Annotated in this window: 25 protein-coding genes and 1 pseudogene; 8 read left to right on the top strand and 18 right to left on the bottom strand. The window is 34.1% G+C overall.

Annotation, left to right across the window (positions count from 1 at the left end):
* Positions 1-97: 97 nt before the first annotated feature.
* From STA7437_RS02800 to STA7437_RS02785, 4 genes are all read right to left on the bottom strand, one after another.
* On the bottom strand, positions 98-532 hold the full coding sequence (locus STA7437_RS02800) for a peroxiredoxin (RefSeq protein ID WP_015191854.1): 435 nt from the start codon (positions 530-532) through the stop codon (positions 98-100).
* Positions 533-739: 207 nt separating this feature from the next.
* Entirely contained in the window at positions 740-1,378 is a 639-nt protein-coding gene (locus tag STA7437_RS02795; RefSeq protein ID WP_015191853.1) for a hypothetical protein, read from the bottom strand.
* 327 nt (positions 1,379-1,705) lie between these two features.
* Entirely contained in the window at positions 1,706-2,485 is a 780-nt protein-coding gene (locus STA7437_RS02790) for a photosystem II S4 domain protein (protein WP_015191852.1), read from the bottom strand.
* A gap of 64 nt (positions 2,486-2,549) precedes the next feature.
* Entirely contained in the window at positions 2,550-3,056 is a 507-nt protein-coding gene (locus tag STA7437_RS02785) for a hypothetical protein (RefSeq protein WP_015191851.1), read from the bottom strand.
* Positions 3,057-3,185: 129 nt separating this feature from the next.
* On the opposite strand from STA7437_RS02785, the gene msrB reads away from it, so the two are divergent.
* Together msrB and STA7437_RS02775 are read left to right on the top strand one after the other, a co-directional pair.
* Positions 3,186-3,611: a peptide-methionine (R)-S-oxide reductase MsrB gene (gene msrB / locus STA7437_RS02780; protein WP_015191850.1), complete on the top strand. Its 426-nt coding sequence runs from the start codon at positions 3,186-3,188 to the stop codon at positions 3,609-3,611.
* Positions 3,612-4,278: 667 nt separating this feature from the next.
* Entirely contained in the window at positions 4,279-5,406 is a 1,128-nt protein-coding gene (locus tag STA7437_RS02775; protein WP_015191849.1) for a hypothetical protein, read from the top strand.
* A 62-nt stretch (positions 5,407-5,468) separates the two neighbouring features.
* Here the strand turns inward: STA7437_RS02775 and cphA are convergent, their stop codons facing one another.
* A complete protein-coding gene (gene cphA / locus STA7437_RS02770) occupies positions 5,469-8,087 on the bottom strand; it encodes a cyanophycin synthetase (RefSeq protein ID WP_015191848.1) in 2,619 nt (872 codons plus the stop codon).
* 782 nt (positions 8,088-8,869) lie between these two features.
* On the opposite strand from cphA, the gene STA7437_RS02765 reads away from it, so the two are divergent.
* Positions 8,870-9,124, top strand: coding sequence for a FeoA family protein (locus STA7437_RS02765; RefSeq protein ID WP_015191847.1), 255 nt, complete (start codon positions 8,870-8,872; stop codon positions 9,122-9,124).
* A 9-nt stretch (positions 9,125-9,133) separates the two neighbouring features.
* Here STA7437_RS02765 and STA7437_RS27845 read toward each other — a convergent pair.
* From STA7437_RS27845 to STA7437_RS02745, 5 genes and pseudogenes are all read right to left on the bottom strand, one after another.
* A pseudogene (locus tag STA7437_RS27845) lies at positions 9,134-9,259 on the bottom strand (DUF1614 domain-containing protein); the annotation flags it as partial.
* Positions 9,260-9,692: 433 nt separating this feature from the next.
* Positions 9,693-9,890 (bottom strand): hypothetical protein, encoded by a 198-nt coding sequence (locus tag STA7437_RS02760; RefSeq protein ID WP_015191845.1) that lies wholly within the window; start codon positions 9,888-9,890, stop codon positions 9,693-9,695.
* Between the two features lie 126 nt (positions 9,891-10,016).
* Positions 10,017-10,667, bottom strand: a complete 651-nt coding sequence (locus STA7437_RS02755; RefSeq protein ID WP_015191844.1) for a DUF1361 domain-containing protein — start codon at positions 10,665-10,667, stop codon at positions 10,017-10,019.
* Between the two features lie 18 nt (positions 10,668-10,685).
* Positions 10,686-11,000, bottom strand: a complete 315-nt coding sequence (locus STA7437_RS02750; protein WP_015191843.1) for a hypothetical protein — start codon at positions 10,998-11,000, stop codon at positions 10,686-10,688.
* 14 nt (positions 11,001-11,014) lie between these two features.
* Positions 11,015-11,941 (bottom strand): alpha/beta fold hydrolase, encoded by a 927-nt coding sequence (locus tag STA7437_RS02745; protein WP_015191842.1) that lies wholly within the window; start codon positions 11,939-11,941, stop codon positions 11,015-11,017.
* A 308-nt stretch (positions 11,942-12,249) separates the two neighbouring features.
* Between STA7437_RS02745 and STA7437_RS02740 the strand changes: the two genes are divergently transcribed.
* Complete coding sequence (locus STA7437_RS02740; RefSeq protein WP_041619099.1) at positions 12,250-12,624, top strand: nuclear transport factor 2 family protein; 375 nt, start codon at positions 12,250-12,252, stop codon at positions 12,622-12,624.
* Positions 12,625-12,751: 127 nt separating this feature from the next.
* Here STA7437_RS02740 and STA7437_RS02735 read toward each other — a convergent pair whose 3' ends face one another.
* Together STA7437_RS02735 and STA7437_RS02730 are read right to left on the bottom strand one after the other, a co-directional pair.
* Entirely contained in the window at positions 12,752-13,180 is a 429-nt protein-coding gene (locus STA7437_RS02735) for a DUF29 domain-containing protein (RefSeq protein ID WP_015191840.1), read from the bottom strand.
* Positions 13,181-13,389: 209 nt separating this feature from the next.
* Positions 13,390-15,117, bottom strand: a complete 1,728-nt coding sequence (locus tag STA7437_RS02730; protein WP_015191839.1) for a diflavin flavoprotein — start codon at positions 15,115-15,117, stop codon at positions 13,390-13,392.
* A gap of 69 nt (positions 15,118-15,186) precedes the next feature.
* Here STA7437_RS02730 and STA7437_RS02725 point away from each other — a divergent pair, with 69 nt between their 5' ends.
* Together STA7437_RS02725 and STA7437_RS02720 are read left to right on the top strand one after the other, a co-directional pair.
* Entirely contained in the window at positions 15,187-15,999 is an 813-nt protein-coding gene (locus tag STA7437_RS02725; RefSeq protein ID WP_015191838.1) for a pantothenate kinase, read from the top strand.
* 255 nt (positions 16,000-16,254) lie between these two features.
* Positions 16,255-16,539, top strand: coding sequence for a hypothetical protein (locus tag STA7437_RS02720; protein WP_015191837.1), 285 nt, complete (start codon positions 16,255-16,257; stop codon positions 16,537-16,539).
* A gap of 40 nt (positions 16,540-16,579) precedes the next feature.
* Here STA7437_RS02720 and STA7437_RS26430 read toward each other — a convergent pair whose 3' ends face one another.
* A complete protein-coding gene (locus STA7437_RS26430) occupies positions 16,580-16,729 on the bottom strand; it encodes a hypothetical protein (RefSeq protein WP_171815431.1) in 150 nt (49 codons plus the stop codon).
* Between the two features lie 412 nt (positions 16,730-17,141).
* Positions 17,142-18,005, bottom strand: a complete 864-nt coding sequence (locus STA7437_RS25335) for a CAP domain-containing protein (RefSeq protein ID WP_015191835.1) — start codon at positions 18,003-18,005, stop codon at positions 17,142-17,144.
* Positions 18,006-18,548: 543 nt separating this feature from the next.
* Between STA7437_RS25335 and STA7437_RS02710 the strand changes: the two genes are divergently transcribed.
* Positions 18,549-19,133: an Npun_F5749 family FMN-dependent PPOX-type flavoprotein gene (locus tag STA7437_RS02710; RefSeq protein ID WP_015191834.1), complete on the top strand. Its 585-nt coding sequence runs from the start codon at positions 18,549-18,551 to the stop codon at positions 19,131-19,133.
* Here STA7437_RS02710 and cysE read toward each other — a convergent pair.
* From cysE to STA7437_RS02695, 4 genes are all read right to left on the bottom strand, one after another.
* On the bottom strand, positions 19,130-19,897 hold the full coding sequence (gene cysE, locus STA7437_RS02705; protein WP_015191833.1) for a serine O-acetyltransferase: 768 nt from the start codon (positions 19,895-19,897) through the stop codon (positions 19,130-19,132). The genes STA7437_RS02710 and cysE overlap by 4 nt on opposite strands.
* A gap of 97 nt (positions 19,898-19,994) precedes the next feature.
* Positions 19,995-20,468 (bottom strand): hypothetical protein, encoded by a 474-nt coding sequence (locus STA7437_RS02700; protein ID WP_015191832.1) that lies wholly within the window; start codon positions 20,466-20,468, stop codon positions 19,995-19,997.
* Between the two features lie 514 nt (positions 20,469-20,982).
* A complete protein-coding gene (locus STA7437_RS27630; protein WP_407696426.1) occupies positions 20,983-21,093 on the bottom strand; it encodes a PEP-CTERM sorting domain-containing protein in 111 nt (36 codons plus the stop codon).
* Positions 21,094-21,378: 285 nt separating this feature from the next.
* Positions 21,379-21,888: a GNAT family N-acetyltransferase gene (locus tag STA7437_RS02695; protein ID WP_015191830.1), complete on the bottom strand. Its 510-nt coding sequence runs from the start codon at positions 21,886-21,888 to the stop codon at positions 21,379-21,381.
* Between the two features lie 40 nt (positions 21,889-21,928).
* Here STA7437_RS02695 and STA7437_RS02690 point away from each other — a divergent pair, with 40 nt between their 5' ends.
* Positions 21,929-22,357 carry a hypothetical protein gene (locus STA7437_RS02690; RefSeq protein WP_015191829.1) on the top strand — a complete coding sequence of 143 codons (429 nt, stop codon included), beginning with the start codon at positions 21,929-21,931 and terminating at the stop codon, positions 22,355-22,357.
* The last annotated feature ends 171 nt before the right edge of the window (positions 22,358-22,528 follow it).

Here is a 22,528-nt window from a genome sequence, read left to right as displayed (position 1 = left end):
TTCAGATTACGGTAAGAACCAGGTTAAAGGTCAAGAATTGTCAAGAAATGTTAAGGCAGGCAAAATTTGCCCACCTCAAAAAATGCATTGAGATTATCTAGCCAACTACAGAAAGAATATCTTGAGCATGAGAGCTAGTATTGACATTAGCATCAACATGAGTAATCTTACCTTCACCATCAATAATGTAAGTTACTCGTTTAGCGTAGCCACCGCCGTCAACATCATAAGCTTTAGTGATTGTGCCATCACTATCAACTAGCAGTTTAAAAGGTAAACCATATTTTTCTTTGAACTGTTTGTGAGAGGTTTCGTCATCCCTGCTAACTCCTAAAACCACCATGTCCTTGTTTTGGTATTCTTCATAATTATCACGGAAGCTTTGAGCTTGTTTGGTGCAACCAGGAGTATCATCTTTAGGATAAAAATACATCACTACAATTTTGCCTTGCAAATCAGACAAAGAAACGGTATTACCTTCATCGTCTGTAGTGGTAAAGGATGGTGCAACGGTTCCGACTGCTAAAACCATAGATATTTTTCCCTAATTTAAACTGATTTTCGATTTTCAACTTTAACGTAATTAGGGTAATTGAGTGTTAAGAAAGCTCGGATTTTTGATTGTTATTATTAATGAGCAATCATATGGTATTTTCTATATAACATCAAATATATATAGATTATATTTTAGCTAAATTCGGTTTCCGTGTTTACTGCTTAAGAAAACTTAGGTAATTCATTAATCATCCTCTTCTCCAAACAGGGGATTAAAATCTTGTTTAAGCTGTGTCATAGCACCAGAAATTTGTTGAACTGAATCTAATGTTTGTTTCACTTGAGATAGTTCTTTAGGAACTGATGGCGATTTAATCTGGGGAGCAGTAACTACTGGTTCGGATGGTTGAGCAGTAGGCGTAGGTGGAGGCGTAGTCACTACAGACTCAGATGGTTGAGAAGTAGGTGTAGGTGGAGGCGTAGTCACTACTGGTTCAGGTTTACTATCAACTGAAATTGAAGTTTTATTCGGTTCGGGAGTATTGTCTGCGCTCGCTTGAGTTGGTGGTGTAATATAAATAATTTGAGGTTGAGGAGCGGGTTGAGCAGTAGAAGGAGAGGAAACATTAGAAGTAGAAGTATTGGAATTTTGAGGAAGTGTTACTTCATTATTAGGTAAACGTTGACCAACGCTAAAAGAAGCTCCAGCGAGAATACTTCCTAATCCGAACAATGTCAAACCACGCTTGATATAGGTTTCGCCATTATTATATGCTTTGACAAAATGATCTAAAAGACTAAAAGCTGCTTTAGTTCGATTGGTTTGTTGCTCTTCACGCTCTTGATCGATATTGTTAGTAACGGTTTTCGATTGTTCGACCATAATTCTCAACTCCTTGATTTGCTCGCTTTGGGCAAGATGCTTAGGTCATCTCGTTTAGACTAGGTTCTGGCTAATTGATTACCTAACTTCTAATATTTATTAAAACAACCTTTTATGGGATGTCTATGAAGGTTTTATGAGAAAAATTTCATCTTGAAATGAAACATCAAGGATAAAATTATATAGTTCGGGATTCTGTAAAAATGTGTGGTAGGTTCTTATTTTTAAACTGAAGACACAAACCCTGTAAGAGCCAACGGCGGTTCGCACCTACGAGCTACAATAATGTCCTAATCTTCCTTTGTACTGCTATACTATTTAACTAAACTATTTAAATCGAACTAAATTAATTCGATAGCGTTGTTTTTTAGTAACTGCCACTTCTCCTACTTCCAATCTTCCCTTACCACTAACAGAAATTAAATCTCCAGCTTTGACACTGTAACTAGGCTGAGTAATTTCCTTCCAATTAACTCGCACATCACCACTAGAGATTGCATCAGCCATTTTACTACGAGACATCCCAAAACCAGCAGACGCGATCGCATCTAAACGCATTGATGCTTCTACCGTAGTCATTTCTTTTTTCTGAGGTGGACGAACTTTTAGTTCACTCAAATCAATTCTTTGAGTTTTTACAGGAACTGAACGTACCTGTGTCAAGGAAGTTTCGAGAAATTCTACCATTTCAGGAACTACAATTACCTGTGCGCCTCTTTCTCCTAAAACTAAAATATCTCCTACCTTATCTCGCACTATTCCCGTACCTAAAATTGCTCCTAAAAAATCTCGATGAGTAGCAGGATCGAACAGAAAATTACCTGCAATATCCAAAGCAACTAAGTCAATTTGAGATTGATCTATGGGAATATCTTGACGAGCAATACCTAATCTTTGTCTTTCTGCTTGCGGATAACCACCCCAAGCTACAATTTCTACTTCGGTTAACTTACTAAAAATTGCTTGGGTTTCGATCAATACTCGTGGTGAAAGAAAATCAGTCAAAACTACTTCCCAAGTTTTAATTGCTTGCTCTGCTTGATCAATAATACGAGCAACTTCTTCTCTATTTTCTACCCCTGCTAATAATTCTTCTCTTGGCAACATTGAGTACTTCAGCAAATTTATTTGTATATGTTTGATTGTAGTAGGGGTAATTTATGAATAACCCCTACTCAGTTTCATAACCTTGCAGATTTTCTGGTTCAAACTGACGTAAAATTTTGGTTGCTTGATTTTTTAAACTTTCTGAACCTTGGACAACTATTAAGTATTTACCTGCATCCAAACGATTGCGATAAGGCAAAGCATCACCACTACCCGTACTTAAACCTACACCACCACCAACAAAAATACTACCCATTGCTCCACCAATAGCACCTAAAATTCCACCAACAATGTGATTGCCTGGTTCTCCTGCCCAATCCAAAGTATCTAAACCAGTAATAAGATTAAATAAATAACCAGCAGCAAAACCAAAGGGAACTAACCAATAAGCCATTAAAATCGCTCTTTTTTTGGCTTGTTCCATCGGATCGATCAAGCCAAACTCATCGGCAGTTTTATAGCCCTTGCCTAAAATTGCAATTTGATCTTTCGGAAAATTTGCTTTTTCTAATGCTGTGTAAGCTTCCTCTGCTTTAATGCGATCGGATAGTACAGCAACTAAATAGTTCATTTTATTTTGTTCGGATTACAGTAAAACATTTATTTAGATTATCGGTTACCTTGACTAGAAGAGAGATTTGAATCGGTTTAATATTAAGATATGTAAATTTTAACAATCTTTCTATAATCAAGAGGATTTATGGCAACTTCTAAACAAGAATTTGAAATTAATAAAACTGAACAAGAGTGGCAAAACATCTTAACACCAGAACAGTATCGAGTCTTACGTAAACACGGTACAGAAAGAGCAGGAACAAGTCCGCTAGATAAAAATTATGATCAAGGGACTTATGTTTGTGCTGGCTGCGGTCAACCTTTATTTACATCTGAAACAAAATATAACAGTGGTACAGGATGGCCTAGTTTTTATGCACCGATTGAAGGAGCTATTGAAACTTCAATTGACCGCTCTTTATTTATGACTAGGGTAGAAGTGCATTGCAGTCGTTGTGGCGGGCATTTAGGACACGTATTTAATGATGGCCCTCGTCCAACTGGTCAACGTTATTGTATGAATGGTGTTTCCCTAGATTTTAAACCTCAATCTGAAATAAATAACAATTAGGTTAAAATCAACAATCATTTATCTCAAGTTCAGTTAAATAATTCCATGAGTATGGGCGTATATTGATGCGCCCTAGACACAATTATTTCTATAAAAAACTAATTGAAATTAATAGATTTTTTTTTGTTTTCATATTTGCTCTAATTGTCTACCTCAATGAATTATATATATAGCGTTTATTCTGCTCGTGAGGTAGATTAACTCGCTGGTTTTTGTTAATTGCTGATTACTATTTTGATCTTTCGTTTCACTCAGGACGCCGAAGCGCTTTTTACTTCTTACTCACTGATAATGGTGTACCTTTTAACTTTGAGAATTACTATATAAAAATAAATTTTTAATAAAGTGTTTACGTTTTAGAAACAACTTTAATCAAGAAAAGCTGAGTGCAAAAAGAAAAATCTTGTTCTTGCTATTATTTTTTTTATACAATACGTTTATCAAAATTAAAGTAAATCAGAAATTATATTCACAAATATTTCCAAAAATATTATTATATGTATATGTAAAAATATTATCTTTTAGAAATTATGTTTAAATAAAACAGTTATTGTTGATCTTTTTAGAGCAAACTATTTTTTCAGATTATTTTTAATTTTTTTAGTTATTTAATAGATATAACTAAATTAAATTGTGATTAAATTAATGTAATTTTTAAATAAAAACAATGATTTTAGTTATTTTTATTTTAGTATTAATTTCCTGGTTAGGATTAAAATATAATCAGATTTTTTCTAGAAAAAATGCACCTCAATCAAATAATATTTCTGAAATAAATAACTTAGTATCTTTACTACCCAAACAATTTTGCATTAATGTTTGGTACGGTTTACATCAAAATTTTGGTCATTTAGGTAATCCTCAGCGTTTTATCAATATATTAGGCAATATTAGTATACCTGATCATAACTCAATCAAATCTACAACTTACACTATTAATAGTTCGGATGAAATTCCTTTTTTTCTAGGTTCAGATCAACATCGATTAGCTGAAACTGGAGATTTTAATCTTGAAATTAATTTAAATGAATTAATTCCAGGAGAAAACAATATAGTAATCAATGCCACTAATACTATTGGCAAAAGTATTTCTCAAAAAGTAGTCGTTAATTACACGAGCAATCAACAATGGTCTTTACCTTATTATGTCGATTTTGCTAAGGTTAAAAATATCCAAGATGTTGCCCAAATAGTAGATGGTAAGTGGATTCTAGAACGCGGAGGAGCAAGAACTGTTTTTCCCTACTATGACCGCATTTTAGCTTTTGGGGAAATGAATTGGGAAAATTATGAAGTATTAGCCGAAGTTACAATTAACGACTTTATTCCACCTTTTAAAAAGCCTCCTAGTTATAATGTGACTCATTTTGGTATAGGTGCAGGTTGGAGAGGACATCACGATGACGATTATCAGCCTCGTCGAAAATGGTATCCTCTAGGTGCTGCGATGGAGTTTACTCTTAACTCTAATTTGCGTAATTGTCGCTGGCGAATGTTTGCTGGTGGACTAGGAAAAGGATCGGTATATGCCGAACAAAAGAAAGGAAAATTAATTGAACTAGGAAAACGATACATATATAAAATATCAGCCAAAACTGAAGCTGATTCTTCTACTCTATATCAGACAAAAGTATGGTCTGCTAATGAGGAAGAACCTCTTAAGTGGGAACTTGAAGCAAGACATCAAGGAGGAGATTGTAGAAAAGGAAGTGTGGTTTTAGCTGCTCATAATACTGATGTGACTATCTGGAAAGTTGAGATCAAACCTTTGTATAGTGGTCGAAGTAAAGGATAAGGGCGAAAACATCAGTTCATAATAATACATTTTTGAAATTAAAAAACTTCAAGATTGTCTTGTTAATTGCTGATTCGTGGTTTAATTAGCGCGATCGCTTTAGTCACGCTTTCTGGTAAAATTACTACCAAACTGCCTTGATTAGCCATACTTAGACCTGTTTCAATCGCCTCAGTTTCATTGAGAATTTTTTCATAACAGATGTGAGGATTTTCTCGCACAATTCCTTTAGCAATTAAATCGGCTACTTCACCTCGCTCTCTGCCTCTGGTATCTTCATCTTCTTTGATAATGATTTGGTCAAAAGTTTGGGCTGAGATTTGTCCTAATAAGATCAGATCTTCGTCTCTGCGATCGCCAGGTCCTCCGACAACGCCAATTTTTTCGCCTTCCCAATTACGAACAAAACCACCTACAGCTTGATAACCGTGAGGATTATGAGCATAATCTATTAAAACGTGATAATCTCCTAGATTGAATAAATTCATTCTTCCAGGAGTCTGATCAGCAGATGGCTTAAAGGTTCTTATTCCCCGACGAATTAATTCTAGATCTACTCCTTGAGCAAAAGCAGCCAAACAACCAGCTAAAGCATTAGCAATCATAAACGGAGCCATTCCTCCCATCGTCATAGGAATATTAACTGCTTTTTCAATTCTCAAAGTCCATTGTCCTTCTAAAATGGAAAGATAACCATTTTCATAGACTGCTGCTAATCCGTTGCGACGAATATGATCGATAATGATTGGATTATCGGGATTCATAGAAAAGTAAGCTACCTTACATTTAACCTTTTGTGCCATAGCTGCAACTAAAGGATCATCAGCATTAAGAACAGCATACCCTTCAGCTTTGACAGTTTCCGCTACGACACTTTTGACTTTTGCCATTTGTTCAATGGTATCAATATCACCGATACCCAAGTGATCGGCAGCTACATTTAAAACTACACCAATATCGCAACTATCAAAGGCGAGTCCCGAACGCAAAATGCCTCCTCTTGCCGATTCTAAAATAGCTACTTCTACAGTGGGGTCTTTTAAAATTACTCCTGCACTATAAGGCCCAGTGTTATCACCTTTTTCAACTAAATATTCATCAATATAAATCCCATCGGTAGTAGTATAACCAACTACTTGACCAGTTTGTCTATACAAATGAGCAGTCAAACGAGTGGTGGTAGTTTTTCCGTTAGTACCTGTGATGGCAATAATCGGAATGCGACTAGAAGTTCCTGGTGGGAACAACATATCTAATACTGGTGCAGCAATATTGCGGGGTAAGCCTTGACTAGGAGCAGCGTGCATTCTAAATCCTGGTGCTGCATTAACTTCTACAATTACCCCATCGATTTCTCTTAGAGGTTTACTAATATCAGCAGCAACAATATCAATTCCTGCAATATCCAAACCAATTATTTTAGCTACTCTTTGTGACAACCAGATATTTTCGGGATGAATTGCTTCGGTACGGTCTACTGCAATTCCTCCTGTACTAAGATTTGCTGTAGCACGTAGATAAGCTATTTCGCCTGCTGGTAAAACCGTACTCATAGTATGGCCCTGCTTTTCTAAGACGGCTAGAGAAGTACGATCTACAGTGATTTTAGTCAGAATATTATCATGTCCTTCTCCTCGATTGGGGTCGAGATTGGTCAGTTCAATTAATTGTTCAACAGTAGACTTACCATCACCAATCACATGAGCAGGAATTCTTTCTGCGACTGCGACTACCTTGCCATTAATTACTAATACTCGATGATCACTGCCTTGATAATAACGTTCAATAATGACTGATTTAGTTTTGGAAGCAGCACTAGCTAGATCGTAAGCTTCTTCTGCTTCTGCCCAACTATTGATATTAATAGTAATACCTCTACCATGATTACCATCGAGAGGTTTGATCACAATCGGATAACCACCGACATCCGCGATCGCGTTTTCTAATTCATCTAAATATTGAATAACTGTACCTTTGGGAACTGGAATTCCTGCATCGGCTAAGATTGTTTTTGTACCTTCTTTATCACAAGCCAACTCAACCCCAAGAATACTCGAATTTTGAGTTAGAGTTGCTTGAATACGCTTTTGTTTAGCTCCATAGCCCAATTGCAACATCGCACGCGCACTGAGCCACATCCAAGGTATTTTTCGCGCTTCTACCTCTTTAATTACTGTTTCTGTAGAAGGTCCTAAAGCAGCGTTAGCATATAAATCTCTTAAATCAGCGAGATCTTGTTCTAATTCTGCGATCGCATAAGTTCCAGTTTCAACGATAGAATTGCACAGTCTCACTGCTGCCCTACCAGCATAACGTCCTGCTTGTTCTTCTACATATTCATAAACTACATTAAACACCCCTGGAGTCGAAGTTTCTCTGGTACGTCCAAATCCAACTGGCATTCCTGCCAATTCCTGCAATTCTAGGGCTATGTGTTCAATAATATGCCCCATCAATGTTCCTTCTTGAACTCGCTCTAAAAAACCACCCCGATGACCGCGAGAACAATGATGTTCAATTAAACTGGGTAGTACCTTGATTAACCCATCATAAAAACCAGGAATTTGATCAGAGGTTTTTTCAATTAATTCTTCTAAATCAAGGCGCATGACGACTAACTTGTGTCGACGGATACTCCAGTAGTTAGGACCACGTAGGGTTTGTGTTTTTAGAATTCGCATATTTGCTTGGTTCTAGAGGTCAGGCTCAAAAGGCACAGCATTAGGCATATAATAGTCTCTCTTTCTCACGATTTGCTCTACTGTTACTGATGAACAGTTTTCCAAATTTTTTAGATGATGAGAAAAACTGGTTAGTGTAAAGTATAAAGGTCAAGTTTTCCTGATTTAATCTAGCTCAAGTAGCAACAATTTTATATCAGTCAATAGTAAGCATCTATCTAAATAAAGATTTTAGGTTTGATTTTGCTGTTTAGCTATTAAATTTTTTTCTAAATTTATTTAAGAATGATGATTATTAATTATTAGATAAAAAAATAATTAATGAAATAGTGTCGTCTTTTATGCGATCGCTATAAATTCTAGCAATTAAACTCCGAGCCGAATCATAACTAATTATTATTAGCGATAAGCTTAATATCGATATTAATCTTTTGAAAACCAACAATAGTAAGATTTCTTAATTAATCCAAGCTAATATGGATAAAAATGAAAATTAATAACCATCAATTGCTAAATTTTCCTCAATAATCTTAAAAATTAGTCAAATATCAGCTTCAACAATTTAGAAGAATTACTACAGAGACATATTTTTAGCAACCAAAATGTAGAAATATAAAATCTACTTGAATATCTTTACTAATAAGCTTTGACTGTGCTATTTGTGTTGATAGGAATAATAATTTTAAATTTTCCTTTAGCGACAATCGAAGTAAGTAATTTCTCATCACTCAAATAAGAGTGAGTCAAATTGCTTCTATAGCTCCTGTTGATCGAGAAAAGTAATGCTAGTTCAGACAAATATCAAAGAATTATCTATGGGTTCTGTTGCCACCGTTGTTGGTTTCGATAAAGTCTATGGTGGTTACATCGGTAAGTTATTGGCAAAAGGTTTGACTCCTGGAACAACTTTTACCGTTCTTAATCTGACTCTTCCCGGAAGTGAAATTGCAATTATGCTGCCAGAAAAAATTGTTAAACTCTCGAAGCCAGAAGTAGATGCTCTTTGCATCGAAGAAATTAAAGAAGAAGAAGTTTAATTAATTTGAAATATTAATAGTGCTGCCCAAAATCACAATGAAAAAAACTAGTAAGGCAACATTAGCAGAAAAACCAAGCTTGGCTACAGCTAATTCTACTACATCCAGCGTGATTGCAAAGCAGATCAAAGGCAAAAGTACTCCTGCCGTCCCCCAATAATAACATAACGATTCAACAGGATATGATATAAGGCTAATTTATCAGCTTAGAGGTTAGTTAGTCTTATCTACCTTCCCTGAAAAATGCGGTCGCCTTCGTCGCTGCGAAGCTGTCCGCGCAGCGCCTCGCGAGATTGTTTTTTTTGCTTCAACCAAGGAATAATTGCTTGAACCGCGACACTCATAATTGTAGGTTTTTAGGAATTACACTCTTAGCTATTTAATCCCTTAATTAACAAAACGTCTATACGGAGGATAAATCCATCCATATAGACCACAGGCATAATTCCTGACTATTTGACGCTCCCACCGAAAGAATACCCAACTCTTACATTTAGCAGAAAAGTACGTAATCTTTAGTTGTTGAACAAAGGTTGAGATTGAAAATGATAACGGTTTTAATCGTTTTTTAACTTAAAGATGCACCACTACGATCATAGGATTTACGAAAAGTAGGATGAGCTTTTCCTTGAATATTGCTCCAATAATCTTGATCTACTTCCACGCCAATTTCTGACGCGGTACGACCCAACATTGATTGTTGACGATTTTTAATATTGTGGTGATGACGCATCATGAGCGCACGAGCTTGTTGTTGAGTAGACATAATTATATAAACCCTCCGAGTTGCTTAATTTAAAAATCTATTTTATTTAATTCCCTTGCTAACATAAATATATCATAATTCTGTAACAAATTTTACTGTTTTTTATTTGTTAATAAAAATTAATAATTAAATTTGAGAGACATCAAAAGAAATCTTGGTAAGAATTTGGCGTTTTACAAACTTTAAAAACCAATAAAGAAGAGATAAAATAGTGAAAGTGGTTAAAATACCTAACAAATAGTATTTATTTAACAAATGTTTGCTGATACGGGAAACTATCATTGTGGGTTGTGTGAGCAAATCCCAACTATTAAATCTTTCAAATCTGCCCAAATAAATTCCAACGGCACATAAGGCATGAATAATTAAATTAACTGAAATAACGTATTTTGCTTGTCCTCGTTCGATTAAATAACTATCTAACCGCATTAAAGCGATCACGCAGTGCCTCGCCGAGGGCGAGATCGCGTAAGCTCCAAATCCAGCTAAGACGAATAAAGAATATTGAGGAATTAAAACTAAAATAATCAAAGAAAGAGCATAACCTTGTTGGCTTATTTCAATCAAATGAATTGTATCTGTCAGAATATAGGGTGCATTGGGCAAAAACGCTATAAAAACACAGAAAAACGCCCACCAAATAATCGAAGGATTAATCGATGGACGGAATAAAAACCAACTGCATAATAAAGGAATAAAAGCTAAAAATAAGTTCCAAACAATGCGATGGTTACTAAGATTGAATAAGTCTAAAGCTGAAGATAACCAATTAAGCAATTAATATTTCCTTCCTAATTAAATTCGCGGTGCCGATTGAGGGGTTTCTTCAAGATTACGGACAAGATTGCGACAACCAGCGCAATCACAACCAAACAAATTAATCGCTTGATCACCTTGGCGATCAATTCTATTTATATCGGCTTGATTATACTCACTACAACTACAATCATAAAAAGGATAATCTGTTTCAGAAGCGACTGGTAGGTTGTTGAGATTAGGTGCAGTAAAAACATATTCTTTAGCGTTATTAGCTTCAGCAGAATTGGCTGTCATTAAAGCTAAAGCTAGAGAACTAGAACAACCCAAAACAGTCAGTAGTTCCTTATTCATCCTGATCTCCAAATTTAATCATTTTTCGTTAATCTTAGCTTCCGTTCCCACTGCTGTCTAATCCAGTCTTGTAAAATTGGATTAACTACTTCGGGAGCTTCATCTTGAGGACAATGCCCTAAACCTTCGAGAGGAATAAATTGTTCTACCGCAGGAAAGTTAGCTAGTTCCCTACCTAAAGCAATTGGTTCCCAAGGATCTTCAGTTCCCCAAAGCAGAATAGTGGGACAATTAAGACGAGGTAATAAATCTTCTGGTAAAGGTCCTTGAGAATAACGAGTAAAGGCACAAAAAACATCGGCTGCACCTACTTCTGTGGCAGGTTTCATCAACATTTCAATTAACTCATCACTCACCGCTTCAGGACGACGATAAGCTTGTAAAAGAATGTTTCTGACTACTTTTGGTTTGGCAATTTGAGCAAAAAATAAATTACCGATGATTTTGTAGCTTAATAATTGTTGGACAAAAGATGCGCCAAGATTACGATACCAAGGTAGAGTTATTCTCTTGCGATCGTGGAGAAGTCTTAAAGAACAATTAATCGCTGCAATTCCCAAAACTAGATCTGGATAATCAACCCCAGTTTGCATGACTACAATACAACCAATCGAATTACCAACCAAAAAAGCTGGACTTCCGACTATTTCACGACAAAAATCAGCTATTTGTTGTCCCCACGTTTCAAAACTATATTCAATGTCAACTCCTGGAGTAGGTTTAGCTGAACCACCAAAACCAATCAAATCTAAAGCATAACAACGGCAAGTTTGTCCCAAGACTGGCAAATTTTTCCGCCAATGACCACAAGAAGCACCAAAACCATGAACTAATACTACCGCAGCACCAGTTTCACCATAGCTTTGATAAGTAATTGGGTAACCACGCCAATTCCAAATTTTAGTGGTGTTAGCAAAATCGCTAGTTGTTAAAGAAGCCATAGTATTAGTTATTTGTTAATACAGTAAAAATAATTTTGAGTTTGTTCAAAAAACTGTGTCTGAAGTAAATCTTAAAACAAATACACTAATTGATGTTAGATTACGGCATACAACCAATTAAAAGAAAAATTTTCTTTGAGCTACTGTAAAATCGAAACAGAACTTACCAAAGCATTAGAAAAAAGAACCTGTTATTGACCACTTAAAAAATTGCAAATACGACAGTAATTACTCAAATTTATAAAGGATAATAATTATTGATACTTGCTCGTATTAAAACAATAGCTCTTATCTTAAAAGTGAACAAAATGAATCAAAATCAAAAATTTTTACAAAATTTATACGAAGCATTTAATAATCGTGAAATTGAAAGAATAATTTTGTCGATGCATCCAAATGTAAAATGGGCGAACGGCATGGAAGGTGGTTTTGTTTACGGACGTAACCAAGTGCGTGATTATTGGCGAAAACAGTTCGAGATGATTCAACCACAGCTTAAACCATTAAATTTCGATATAGACGAAAACGATCGCAATCTTGTGACAGTTCATCAAATTATTCGAGATTTAGATGGAAATTTGCTAATAGAAAAAACTGTTCAGCAAATTTTTACAATTGAAAATGGCTTAATAAGTATTTTTGAAATCAAAGATGCTGAGCCATTCTTTAAAAATGATAATTAGTTTTAAAAATAAAAAGATGTTTTGCTTAAATATTTTATGGAGCTTGATGCAATAAATGATTTTAAATTTTAATAGTTACGATAGATTTAAACTTCATTATACATAAAAATTGCTGAAACAAATTTTTTTAATTAGGAAACCAATCTTCATCTAAAACTTGCGCCAGAGTTAGTTCAATCTGTTCTGGTAAATCGAATAATTTACTCATTGATCGCTTTGAATCAAGTAAAGTTTCTTCATATATTTCAGCCAAGTTGTTTTTTAAACTAGGAGATTCTTTCAGTCTTTTTCGCAGTAAAACCAGAAAGTTAACTACTTCTGATTGCCAATGTTTTTTGTTTCTTTCTCTTTCTGTTTCCCAATATTTCAGTTTTAATATGTGTTCAGTCAAACGCAGCAATAAACTTTCAACAGCGCGTTTTTGACTTTTCCCCAGATCTTCAATTTCTTCGATTAGATTATCCCAATCTATATTTAAATAATCTTTGTTTTTAAATTTTTCGACCATTGTTTGAGTCCACAAATAATAGTCTTCTTCGTATTTAATTTTATTCATATAAAAACCATTTTTATTTATATTTTCGACACAATATAGAATACATAAAATATAATCTTTAACCGATATCCTTAGCAGTTGTTGGGTTTCGTACCTCAACCCAACCTACAAGAGTCGCGCTTAATTTCAATATTATTCAACTTGATAAAAATTTTTGTTGAATTTTGGTTAGGGCGAACGCCGTTCGCCCCTACAGAGGTTGATACCTATTAATAATGATTGCCCACTTTACGATGATGTACGGCAGTCAGGTTATCAGGATCGGAAACCCTACCTACATCAACTTTGCTATAAACAATCCAATGATCGCTACATTCCATCCGACTAACTACTTCACATTCTAAATAAGCTAAAGCATCAGTGAGAATTGGCGAACCATTAGCAGCAGTTTGAGTGTTTACGCCTGCAAAACGATCGGCACCAGGTTTAAACCGTTTGAGGAAGTGCTTCATTAAAGACTGATATTTACCTTCTGCCAAAACATTGAGAACAAAGCGATCGCCTACCTGCATTAAAGATTCGATCGCTCGATCTTTAGCTACGGCTATAGTTATACCAGGGGGTTCAAAACTAGCTTGAGTTACCCAAGAAGCTAACATTGCACTACTAACGTTACCTTTAGTTGCAGTGATAATATATAGTCCACCACTCAAACGTCCCATCGCTTTATCTAAGTCGTGATCGAGCGATTTCATCTGTTGTACCAGTTTGTCACGGGTTAACAGTTGTCCTAAATCTGTTCCGGACTCTTCACAAAGTTGATAAATTGCTTCGTTTGGTGTTTCTTTAATCCGAATTGAGGCAAATGCTTGTTTTAATCCCACATCTCGGAATTTGGTGAAAATGGGGTCAATTGGTTCATCATCGCCACCATAGGATTCGTACATCCCAACTAATTGTTTTTCATTAGCTGCTGCGAGGATCGTACCAATATTTGCTGTAATTTCTTTGAGATTATTACCTGATAACGGAGGCATTCCTAAGACAATGGCTGAGGTACGATTGATAATTTCTTGTACTTCAGTATTTTCTGCCGAACGTAAGTCAACCATTTCTACCGCAACGCCAGTTTTAGTAATACCTCTGGCAATTGCCTGACTCAAGCGATCGCTATAACCATAATCGGACACATAGAAAACAGCTACGTTTTTTTCTGCTTTTGCTTGTGCTTGACTCCAATCTCGATAACGTTTGAGTAATTCGGTTAAATTGTACCGTAATAAAGGCCCATGACCATTGGCAACGAGATTAATTTCTCCTAGCTTATCCATCCGCTTCATTGCTGAAAGGACGGAACGAGCATTGGGAGCCATTAGACATTCATAATAAAAACGGTAATCTGGTTCAATTGCTGTCAAGTCTTCATCAAAGGTGGCATCAGAACAGTAGTGCATCCCAAACGCATCACAGGTAAATAATACTCCCGTACCGCGATCGTAACTAAAAATTGTATCGGGCCAATGTAAATTAGGTGCGTTTACAAATTCGATGACGTGACCTTTACCCAAATCTAGGGTATCACCGCTTTTAACCAACTGTTTCTGAAACGGTTGATGAACTAAATCTTCTAAAAAGTTGATCGCTACCTTTGCCCCGACTACAATCGCTTGAGAAGCTAATTGCAAGAAATCTTTAACTAAACCACTATGATCGGGTTCGGTATGACTAATAATTAAATAATCGATTTGTTTGGGGTCTATTAAACCAGTCAGAGTATCTAAATATAACTGACGAAATTTTTCATGAGAAGTATCAACTAAAGCTATTTTCTCACCACGAATTAAATAGGAGTTATAAGTTGTACCATTTTGTAAACCAAATTCAATATCAAAGCGATCGCGATCCCAATCTAACGAACGAATCGCTTTAGTGTCAGGGGCAACCTCGGCAGTCTGAATGCTAAGTCGCTTTTGGGTTGGCATAGGCGTTGCTACCATTTCCCCTCTCCTTTACTCTTTGTAATATTCTTTTATTTTTCTTTATTGTTACACGGGTTATTGCTTCTGATGGGAAAAACAGCCAAGATTACCAATAAAAAACAAGATTGGTTAGCTTTAGCGATTGGGAATTCCAGATTACATTGGGCTTGGTTTCGTGGAGAAGTAATTCAACTGGCTTGGGATAGTCAACACTTAAGTGGGTTTAGACAAAATTGCCAAATTCCTCCAGAAGTTTTACCCCCCAATCAAGTTTCAGTTAATTTATCCCAACTACCTTTATGTATAGCTTCTGTCGTTCCCGAACAAACTTTGTTGTGGCGAAATGCAGCACTAGTTCAGGTTATTACTTTATCAAATATTCCTCTAAATAATCTTTATAGTAATTTAGGTATTGATCGCGCTTTAGCCGTTTGGGGTGCAGGAGATACTTATGGTTTTCCTTGTTTAGTAGTTGATGCAGGTACAGCTTTAACTTTTACTGGCGTAGATGGTAATCACAGTTTAGTGGGTGGGGCTATCTTACCTGGTTTACGATTACAATTTCAAGCTCTTGGTCAACACACCGCAGCTTTGCCAGAGGTTGAATTAACTTCCACCCTACCACTCCGTTGGGCTGTAGATACAATAACTGCCATTGAAAGTGGAATTATATATACAGTTTTGGCAGGTATAGCTAATTTTATTGTTGATTGGTGGCAACAATTTCCTAATAGTTCAGTAGTTTTTACTGGTGGAGATGCTTATTATTTATACAAAAATTTACCAAAATTTATTCCAGAAATGGCTACCAAAACTAAACTAGAACCTCATCTATTATTTTGGGGCATGAGATTGGCTTATTTGCAATCAAATCAATCAAAAATATTTAAAAAAAATTAGGCTTATAATAAGGCAATTAATAGTGGGGTATTATTAAAAATCAATTTTAAAAATTCATTGCTCTTTTATAAATCTTCACAAAATAACCAAGATGGTTATCTTTAATTTCCAATTGAGTAATTTTTGATTTTGACTCCGTATAATTACTGAATATTTTTGGATTATACTTATTGCTAATTTGATTTAAAAAAGAATATAAATCTATTTATGAATTTTGAAAAATACTTCAATTATCGTAACAAGTGAACAAAAATAATGTTAAATAATATATTAGTTTGGTATCTCGCGATCGCTTTAATAGTTTTTGGTGTTTGGTTTGGGCTATTTTTAAAGGACAATAGTACCCCAAACAATCATCTTTTATCTTGGGTAGTTCTGCTAATTGCTCCTTTCTTTTGGCCAATTATTTTACCTATATCTGTCATTGAATTACTTGGTAAAGCAAAAGCACAACGTCGTCATCAAACAAAAATTAAATCACCACACCAACTTGCACCTATTAATCCAGAAACTTTAGAAACAGGTTATCACGAAAGCTAAGTATGAAAATATTTTGTACCACAATAAATCTAATTGAACTTTATATTTTCGGTTCAATGTTTTGCTGAGGTAAGTCAGGAGATCTTTGTATTTGTTTTAATCGATAACCTAATTGTTCTAATTGCTCAACAAATTGTGTAGAATCGCGTTGTGTAGTTTGATTTTCGCTAGAGTGGGACTCTTTACGCATTTTTCTGAGTCGTGATTTTTTACCCATGTGTCGATGAGCGATAAACTATCAATATTATTTTATAGTATATTTTGATAGTTCAATCAAATACAAATAATCTTAGCCTCTATTTTAGCTATGGGTATTATTTATAGTATTAAAAAATTTAAAATTATTAGTAACTGTTCTGAAAAAAACTGCGCTGGTTATTTTTAATCGCATCTATTCCTCTTTTACTAATAGTAATTACTTGCAGATACGACATTTGAGAATTGTAGTTTTTTTGTGTGCTGCTTTATTTTTTATTAGTAAATAGCTTGCCAATCGCTTTTGGGGTAAGAGTGACAGAAGATATATATATAAAAAGGTGCATTATTATGCACCATTACCAAATATTATTTACAATTAAAATGTATCAAATAATTATTTAAATTTAAAAAACTAAATTTGCTTGTTCTTTAATAACAATTTGTTTATCGTCTTCAACACTAAAATCAGAGATAACTTCAATGCCTATTGCTTCATAATTATTTTCATTATTAATAGAGTTTCCTAACCATGAACTATTAAAAATATCCTGGAAATTATGCCACGTATTACCATTTAATTGATTTTTAGTTGGTTCTACTTCATTGACAGGAAAATTAACCGAATCATTACCACCTGTAAGTACAGGATTATTAGTTTCTCCCGTCAAATCATCATTAGTATTATTTGATGGGACAACTGGCTGATTTGTTTCTTCATTAGAAGAATTATTATCAGTATTTTCAACAGGAGGAGATTGATTATTATCTTCAACTAGATCATCATTTTTAATCGGAGTAGAATTATTATTCTCTTCTTCTAATACATTTTCTTGATTAGAATTTTCATTACTATTGTTAGAAAGTGAATTACCAAAAACTTGAGTCCAATAATAATTATAGTTAACTGAACCTGTATCGTTTTCTAAATATTCGTAACCAATACCAATTTCTGTAAAATTAGAATTAAGAATATTAGCTCGATGACCAGGACTATTCATCCATCCTTGTACAACTTGTTCGGCAGTTTTTTGACCAGCAGCAATATTTTCTCCTACCCTTGAATATTGATAACCAGCATCTTGAACGCGATCGCTAACACTAGAACCATCTTCTCCCGTATGACTAAAGAAGTCATCTTCTGCCATATTTTTACTATGATTTTGAGCAGCGTTAACTAATTTAGAGTTTAATTTTAAAGGTTTTAAACCCGCTTTAGTACGCTCTGCATTTGTCAGTTCTAGTACTTGATTAATTAATTCAGAAGACATTTTTTTTACACCTATAAAATAAATACATCAATCAAAAGATTTGAATAAATAACCTCAATTGCAAAAAGCTTGAGCAATTATTATTTTTTAAGAAAAAATATGTTTTTTGATTGTGTTGTTTGCTAATCTAGAAATTTGCCATTAATTCAAGTTATTTCTTGAAAAAATTGTGGTCATTTTAATAAAAATAAATTAGAAAAGTTACTTAGAGAAAATTTGAAATAAGGCTAAGTAAGACCTAGCCTATAACCCTCTGATTTATGATTACTTCATTAGTTCTTAATTAACATTACCCTTCTATTTATAAAATTTTCATAAACTAACTTATTGTGATCGCAATTACTTACTCTATATATTTTTATATATTGCTAAATATATTATTTTGTAATACAATAAAAGATTTTCAAAAAATAATTACAGCAAATGTATTTAAATAAATCATGTTTAAAAATTAAATTATTTAAAATATGAGTATTTTCATCAATTACAATATCTAAAACAATCAAATTCAGTTTACTTTTGGTTATCAAATAAAAAATTTATATGTTTGTAGCTCCTTGGCGATCGCATTTAGCTCGCGCTCTTCATCTCAATCGTTCTCAAGCTCATTCTCGTTATTTACAACTAGCTACTATTACTCCAGAAGGATTACCTGCTAACCGCACTGTAGTATTTCGTGGTTTTTTAGAAGGTACTAATTATTTACAAATAATCACTGATTTCCGTAGCTCAAAAATTGACCAAATTCAATACCAATCTGAGGCTGAAATTTGTTGGTATTTCACTAAAAGTCGAGAACAATTTCGTATTTTTGGAACTCTTATTTTAATTACAGAACAAGAGCAAGATGATTGGTTAAGGTTAGCTCGTCAAATAGCTTGGCAAAAATTATCTTCTCCTGCTCGCTTACAATTTGCTTGGCCAAATCCCGGTCAAACCAGAGAGTCAAATCAAGAGGCTTTTTCACCCCCTGCTCCCTCAGAACTAGAACCTTTAAAAAATTTTTGTTTGTTATTGTTGATGCCTAAAAAAGTAGACCATTTAGAATTAAAGGGTGAGCCACAAAATCGTTGTTGGTATATTCTATCTCAAGACCAAAGCTGGATCATTAAACCAGTTAATCCTTAAAATTCACTTCCTGCTAAAAATTCTCTAATTTCTTTATCTCTTAATCGACAACATTCACCTAATTCTTCAAGAAGTTCTTTTTCACTTGATTCTGATAATACTGCAGCTACTAAAGAATTATTTTGCTGATGAGATTTTTGTAAACTTTCTACTTGTTGTTCTAAAGACTCAATTCGATCTACCAAAGCACGAATTACTAAAGCTTCTGAATCTGGAAGATTCCCGTGTTCCAAAGGATTAACTCGAACTCCAGAACGATAGATAATTCTACCTGGTACACCTACCACAGTACAGTCAGAAGGAACATCTTTCAAAACGACTGAACCCGCACCGATACGGACATTATTACCAATTTGTATATTACCTAAAACTTTTGCGCCTGCACCCACAACCACATTTTCCCCTATGGTAGGATGACGTTTTCCTGTTTGCTTTCCTGTCCCACCAAGAGTTACCCCTTGATAAATTAAAGAGTAATCTCCTACTATTGCAGTCTCACCAATCACTACGCCCATACCATGATCGATAAAGACTCCTTGACCGATTTGCGCCCCAGGATGAATTTCGATTCCTGTTAAAAAACGCCCTAAATGAGAAACAAGTCGAGGAATGAAGGGAATGCCAACACAATAGAGCCAGTGAGCAAAACGATGAAAAACAAGAGCTTGCAAGCCTGGATAGCAAAATAATACCTCTAACCAGTTACGCGCAGCCGGGTCACGGTCGAAAATGATGCGAAAGTCTTTAGACAATGAAGATAGCACGAGAAATTCCTATCTGTTAGTATCATTAATCACTAATCTATCTTATCGCTCAAAGGCTATTTTATTACACTACTTTGGGTAGAAAAATCCGTCTTAATCATTTGACAGATAAACGGTAATTAGCTTTCTGATTAGGAACAATTGAACCTACCCAAATATAGTATTCTCCAGCTTGCCAATCTGAACCTTTAACCAACGCATCTTTAAGGTTATTTTGACCAAAACCGCAGCGAATGTCATTATTGAAGCTTTTAATAACTAGAGTTGTATCTTGACCACCACTATCTATTTGTATAGTAAGCTCAGGAAAATCATCTTCTAAAATCATTACATGGTCTGGTTTGGGATCGCCATATCCCATGCAGGGATTTCCGTACTTATCTTGATTAACAATTGAAGCTAAAGAATAAGCACCACTAGTATAACCAGTCACAATAACTTCTGTAGGATTAAAACCTGCTGCTAAACTAAAATCATTAAAATCATATTTTTGTGCTAAAACAGGTAAAATTGGTAATGTAAACCCTGACAAAACTATTAAAATTAGGCTAGGACTACGTGATTTTAACATTTTTATTATTTTGTGTGTGAGAAGATGTGTAATTGTATTAAAAATTGCAACTACTATTCATCTGTCGGTAGTTGAATTGATAAAAATTAGCTTAAAACAAAATTAGTAATGAAGTAAATTTTTTTTTATTTACTTATAAGCTTGAAACTCTTCAAACCATTTCGCTTATTTTGAGATTTTTTTAGAAAAATTTTTAATAAAAAAAACCTAATAACTTTTAATAAAACTAAAATGCTGATTGGAATTATTGTAATTTTTTTGCTTTTAAGCAATTGGCTATTATGTTCTATTTTTGTTTTTTTTCCAATTGATTTTTTTAATTATTTAGGTTCTTTTGGTTGGATCTTTTTTTCTCTAGTTATTTTATTTGTTTTAAGCTGGTGTTTGGGAGAAAATTAAATAAATAATTTTTTCTTTTAGAGATAAATAAAATTTTTTGATTTGTGCAATCAAGCAGTAAATATGAAAAGATTAAACTATTTTTATATCTAATTATTTAAGGTTTTAAATCAACTTAAACTGTTCTTTTGTTTAGAGAAAATAAAGAGCTAAGAGCTAGTAAACCAAAAGATAATGCTGTTCCAGGTTCAGGAACTTCTTGAGTATTATTGCTACCTTGATTAATAAAACTCTCGATACCACCACTTTCGTATCCTTATTTAAATATTTTCTAGTTAAATATATCTAGGTATTTTCCTTAGTGTCTAGAGAAATCGAGCCAAAAGCACAGAAGTTAATCATCTCTTCAATTAATTAGGTAGTTTTGCAAATTTTGTTTAAAGTTAGGATTAAAATGATTAATGATGTAAATTAACTGCCCTAAAAGAAAATTCTCCAAGGATGGTTATAAAAAATAAAAATTAAGCTTGGATTAAGCTAAAGCGATCGCTTTATTTTTCTCGACAATAAATTATTGTTCTTTTTCAATTTTGAAAAACAAAATAGGATTATTATTAATTATTTTTTCTTCTATTTTTTTCATGCCCAATCTTTCTGCTACCCGATGAGATTCAAGATTGGGTTGATCAGAACTTGCAATTAAGTATTTGTAACCAAGTTCATTAAAACAATATTCTATTATTTTGGTTGCTGCTTCAGTTGCATAACCTTTTTTAGTTGCTGTTGGTATTAATGCATAAGCTAATTGAGGTTGAGCTTCTGAAAAAAAATCCCACAAACCAACAAATCCAATTACTTCTTGATTATTTTTAGTTTCTATCAACCAAAGACCTAATTTTTTTTCCTTAAAAAGCCTTTGATTTTCTAATAACATCGCTTCAGTTTGCTGCCAAGAAAAAATCTTGTCATCGCACAAATATTTTCGCACGTAAGGGTCAATCAAAATATTGTGTAATCTATCAAGCTCACTTTTTAAGATCGGTTTTAATAGTAATCTCTGAGTTTCAAATACTAAGCTCATTGAACAACTTTACCTAACTTTACTTTGATAGCACTTGATTATGGCTGATATATTAATTTTATTGTTGGAATGGTTCTTTCGTATCTTTGGAATTTTCTGGATTGTTGGTGGTTTGATCGCTTTTAAAATGGCTCAAGAAGCTAATTTTATTGATTCTGCAATCGAATCCCTTACTCAAGAAAAAGAAGACAAGTTAGTCAGTCAATTTTTATTGATTAGTTCATTACTCACTTTGCTTAGTGGTATTGGTTTAGCGATCGCAAGTCGCTTGGTTATTTTTCCTCTCAGTTTATTGGTGGCTGTACAAGTATTTTACTTCACTATTCAAAGACAACGTTTTATTAGTGCTAATACTGAAGAGCTTCGAGAGCAAGCACAGATTTCTCCAAAGACTAAAAATGCTTTTATTGTTTCCTTAATAGTCACAGCAATAGCTTTTGTCGGAATCTGGTTGAGTGTATTACAGTAACAATTTACAAGTGTATTTGTTGATTTTAAATAAATAGGCGATCGCAATTATTGGATGCAGTTGTGCAACTTTAAGCTTAGAACCAGATTATCAATAAGAAAATATTGAGTTTTATGTAGCCTTAAGCCTATCTGGTAATATACAACAGGTACTCTAATTAGTTTGAAATCT

This window comes from Stanieria cyanosphaera PCC 7437, from assembly GCF_000317575.1.
Taxonomy (GTDB): Bacteria; Cyanobacteriota; Cyanobacteriia; order Cyanobacteriales; family Xenococcaceae; genus Stanieria; species Stanieria cyanosphaera.
Note: the sequence above shows the minus strand (reverse complement) of the source record. Positions and strands in the feature narration are given on the sequence as shown.

Excerpts from the sequence above, each read along its gene's own strand:
- STA7437_RS26430 (WP_171815431.1), bottom strand. The coding sequence starts at position 16,729 with ATGCGTAAAGAGTCCCACTCTAGCGAAAATCAAACTACACAACGCGAT.
- msrB (WP_015191850.1), top strand. The coding sequence starts at position 3,186 with ATGGCAACTTCTAAACAAGAATTTGAAATTAATAAAACTGAACAAGAG.
- STA7437_RS02775 (WP_015191849.1), top strand. The coding sequence starts at position 4,279 with ATGATTTTAGTTATTTTTATTTTAGTATTAATTTCCTGGTTAGGATTA.
- STA7437_RS02720 (WP_015191837.1), top strand. The coding sequence starts at position 16,255 with ATGTTAAATAATATATTAGTTTGGTATCTCGCGATCGCTTTAATAGTT.
- STA7437_RS25335 (WP_015191835.1), bottom strand. The coding sequence starts at position 18,005 with ATGTCTTCTGAATTAATTAATCAAGTACTAGAACTGACAAATGCAGAG.
- STA7437_RS02760 (WP_015191845.1), bottom strand. The coding sequence starts at position 9,890 with ATGTCTACTCAACAACAAGCTCGTGCGCTCATGATGCGTCATCACCAC.
- STA7437_RS02750 (WP_015191843.1), bottom strand. The coding sequence starts at position 11,000 with ATGAATAAGGAACTACTGACTGTTTTGGGTTGTTCTAGTTCTCTAGCT.
- STA7437_RS02700 (WP_015191832.1), bottom strand. The coding sequence starts at position 20,468 with ATGTTAAAATCACGTAGTCCTAGCCTAATTTTAATAGTTTTGTCAGGG.
- STA7437_RS02695 (WP_015191830.1), bottom strand. The coding sequence starts at position 21,888 with ATGAGCTTAGTATTTGAAACTCAGAGATTACTATTAAAACCGATCTTA.
- STA7437_RS02725 (WP_015191838.1), top strand. The coding sequence starts at position 15,187 with ATGGGAAAAACAGCCAAGATTACCAATAAAAAACAAGATTGGTTAGCT.
- STA7437_RS02740 (WP_041619099.1), top strand. The coding sequence starts at position 12,250 with ATGAATCAAAATCAAAAATTTTTACAAAATTTATACGAAGCATTTAAT.
- STA7437_RS02735 (WP_015191840.1), bottom strand. The coding sequence starts at position 13,180 with ATGAATAAAATTAAATACGAAGAAGACTATTATTTGTGGACTCAAACA.
- cphA (WP_015191848.1), bottom strand. The coding sequence starts at position 8,087 with ATGCGAATTCTAAAAACACAAACCCTACGTGGTCCTAACTACTGGAGT.
- STA7437_RS02785 (WP_015191851.1), bottom strand. The coding sequence starts at position 3,056 with ATGAACTATTTAGTTGCTGTACTATCCGATCGCATTAAAGCAGAGGAA.
- STA7437_RS02745 (WP_015191842.1), bottom strand. The coding sequence starts at position 11,941 with ATGGCTTCTTTAACAACTAGCGATTTTGCTAACACCACTAAAATTTGG.
- STA7437_RS02765 (WP_015191847.1), top strand. The coding sequence starts at position 8,870 with ATGCTAGTTCAGACAAATATCAAAGAATTATCTATGGGTTCTGTTGCC.
- STA7437_RS02710 (WP_015191834.1), top strand. The coding sequence starts at position 18,549 with ATGTTTGTAGCTCCTTGGCGATCGCATTTAGCTCGCGCTCTTCATCTC.
- STA7437_RS02730 (WP_015191839.1), bottom strand. The coding sequence starts at position 15,117 with ATGGTAGCAACGCCTATGCCAACCCAAAAGCGACTTAGCATTCAGACT.
- STA7437_RS02800 (WP_015191854.1), bottom strand. The coding sequence starts at position 532 with ATGGTTTTAGCAGTCGGAACCGTTGCACCATCCTTTACCACTACAGAC.
- STA7437_RS02690 (WP_015191829.1), top strand. The coding sequence starts at position 21,929 with ATGGCTGATATATTAATTTTATTGTTGGAATGGTTCTTTCGTATCTTT.
- STA7437_RS02790 (WP_015191852.1), bottom strand. The coding sequence starts at position 2,485 with ATGTTGCCAAGAGAAGAATTATTAGCAGGGGTAGAAAATAGAGAAGAA.
- STA7437_RS02795 (WP_015191853.1), bottom strand. The coding sequence starts at position 1,378 with ATGGTCGAACAATCGAAAACCGTTACTAACAATATCGATCAAGAGCGT.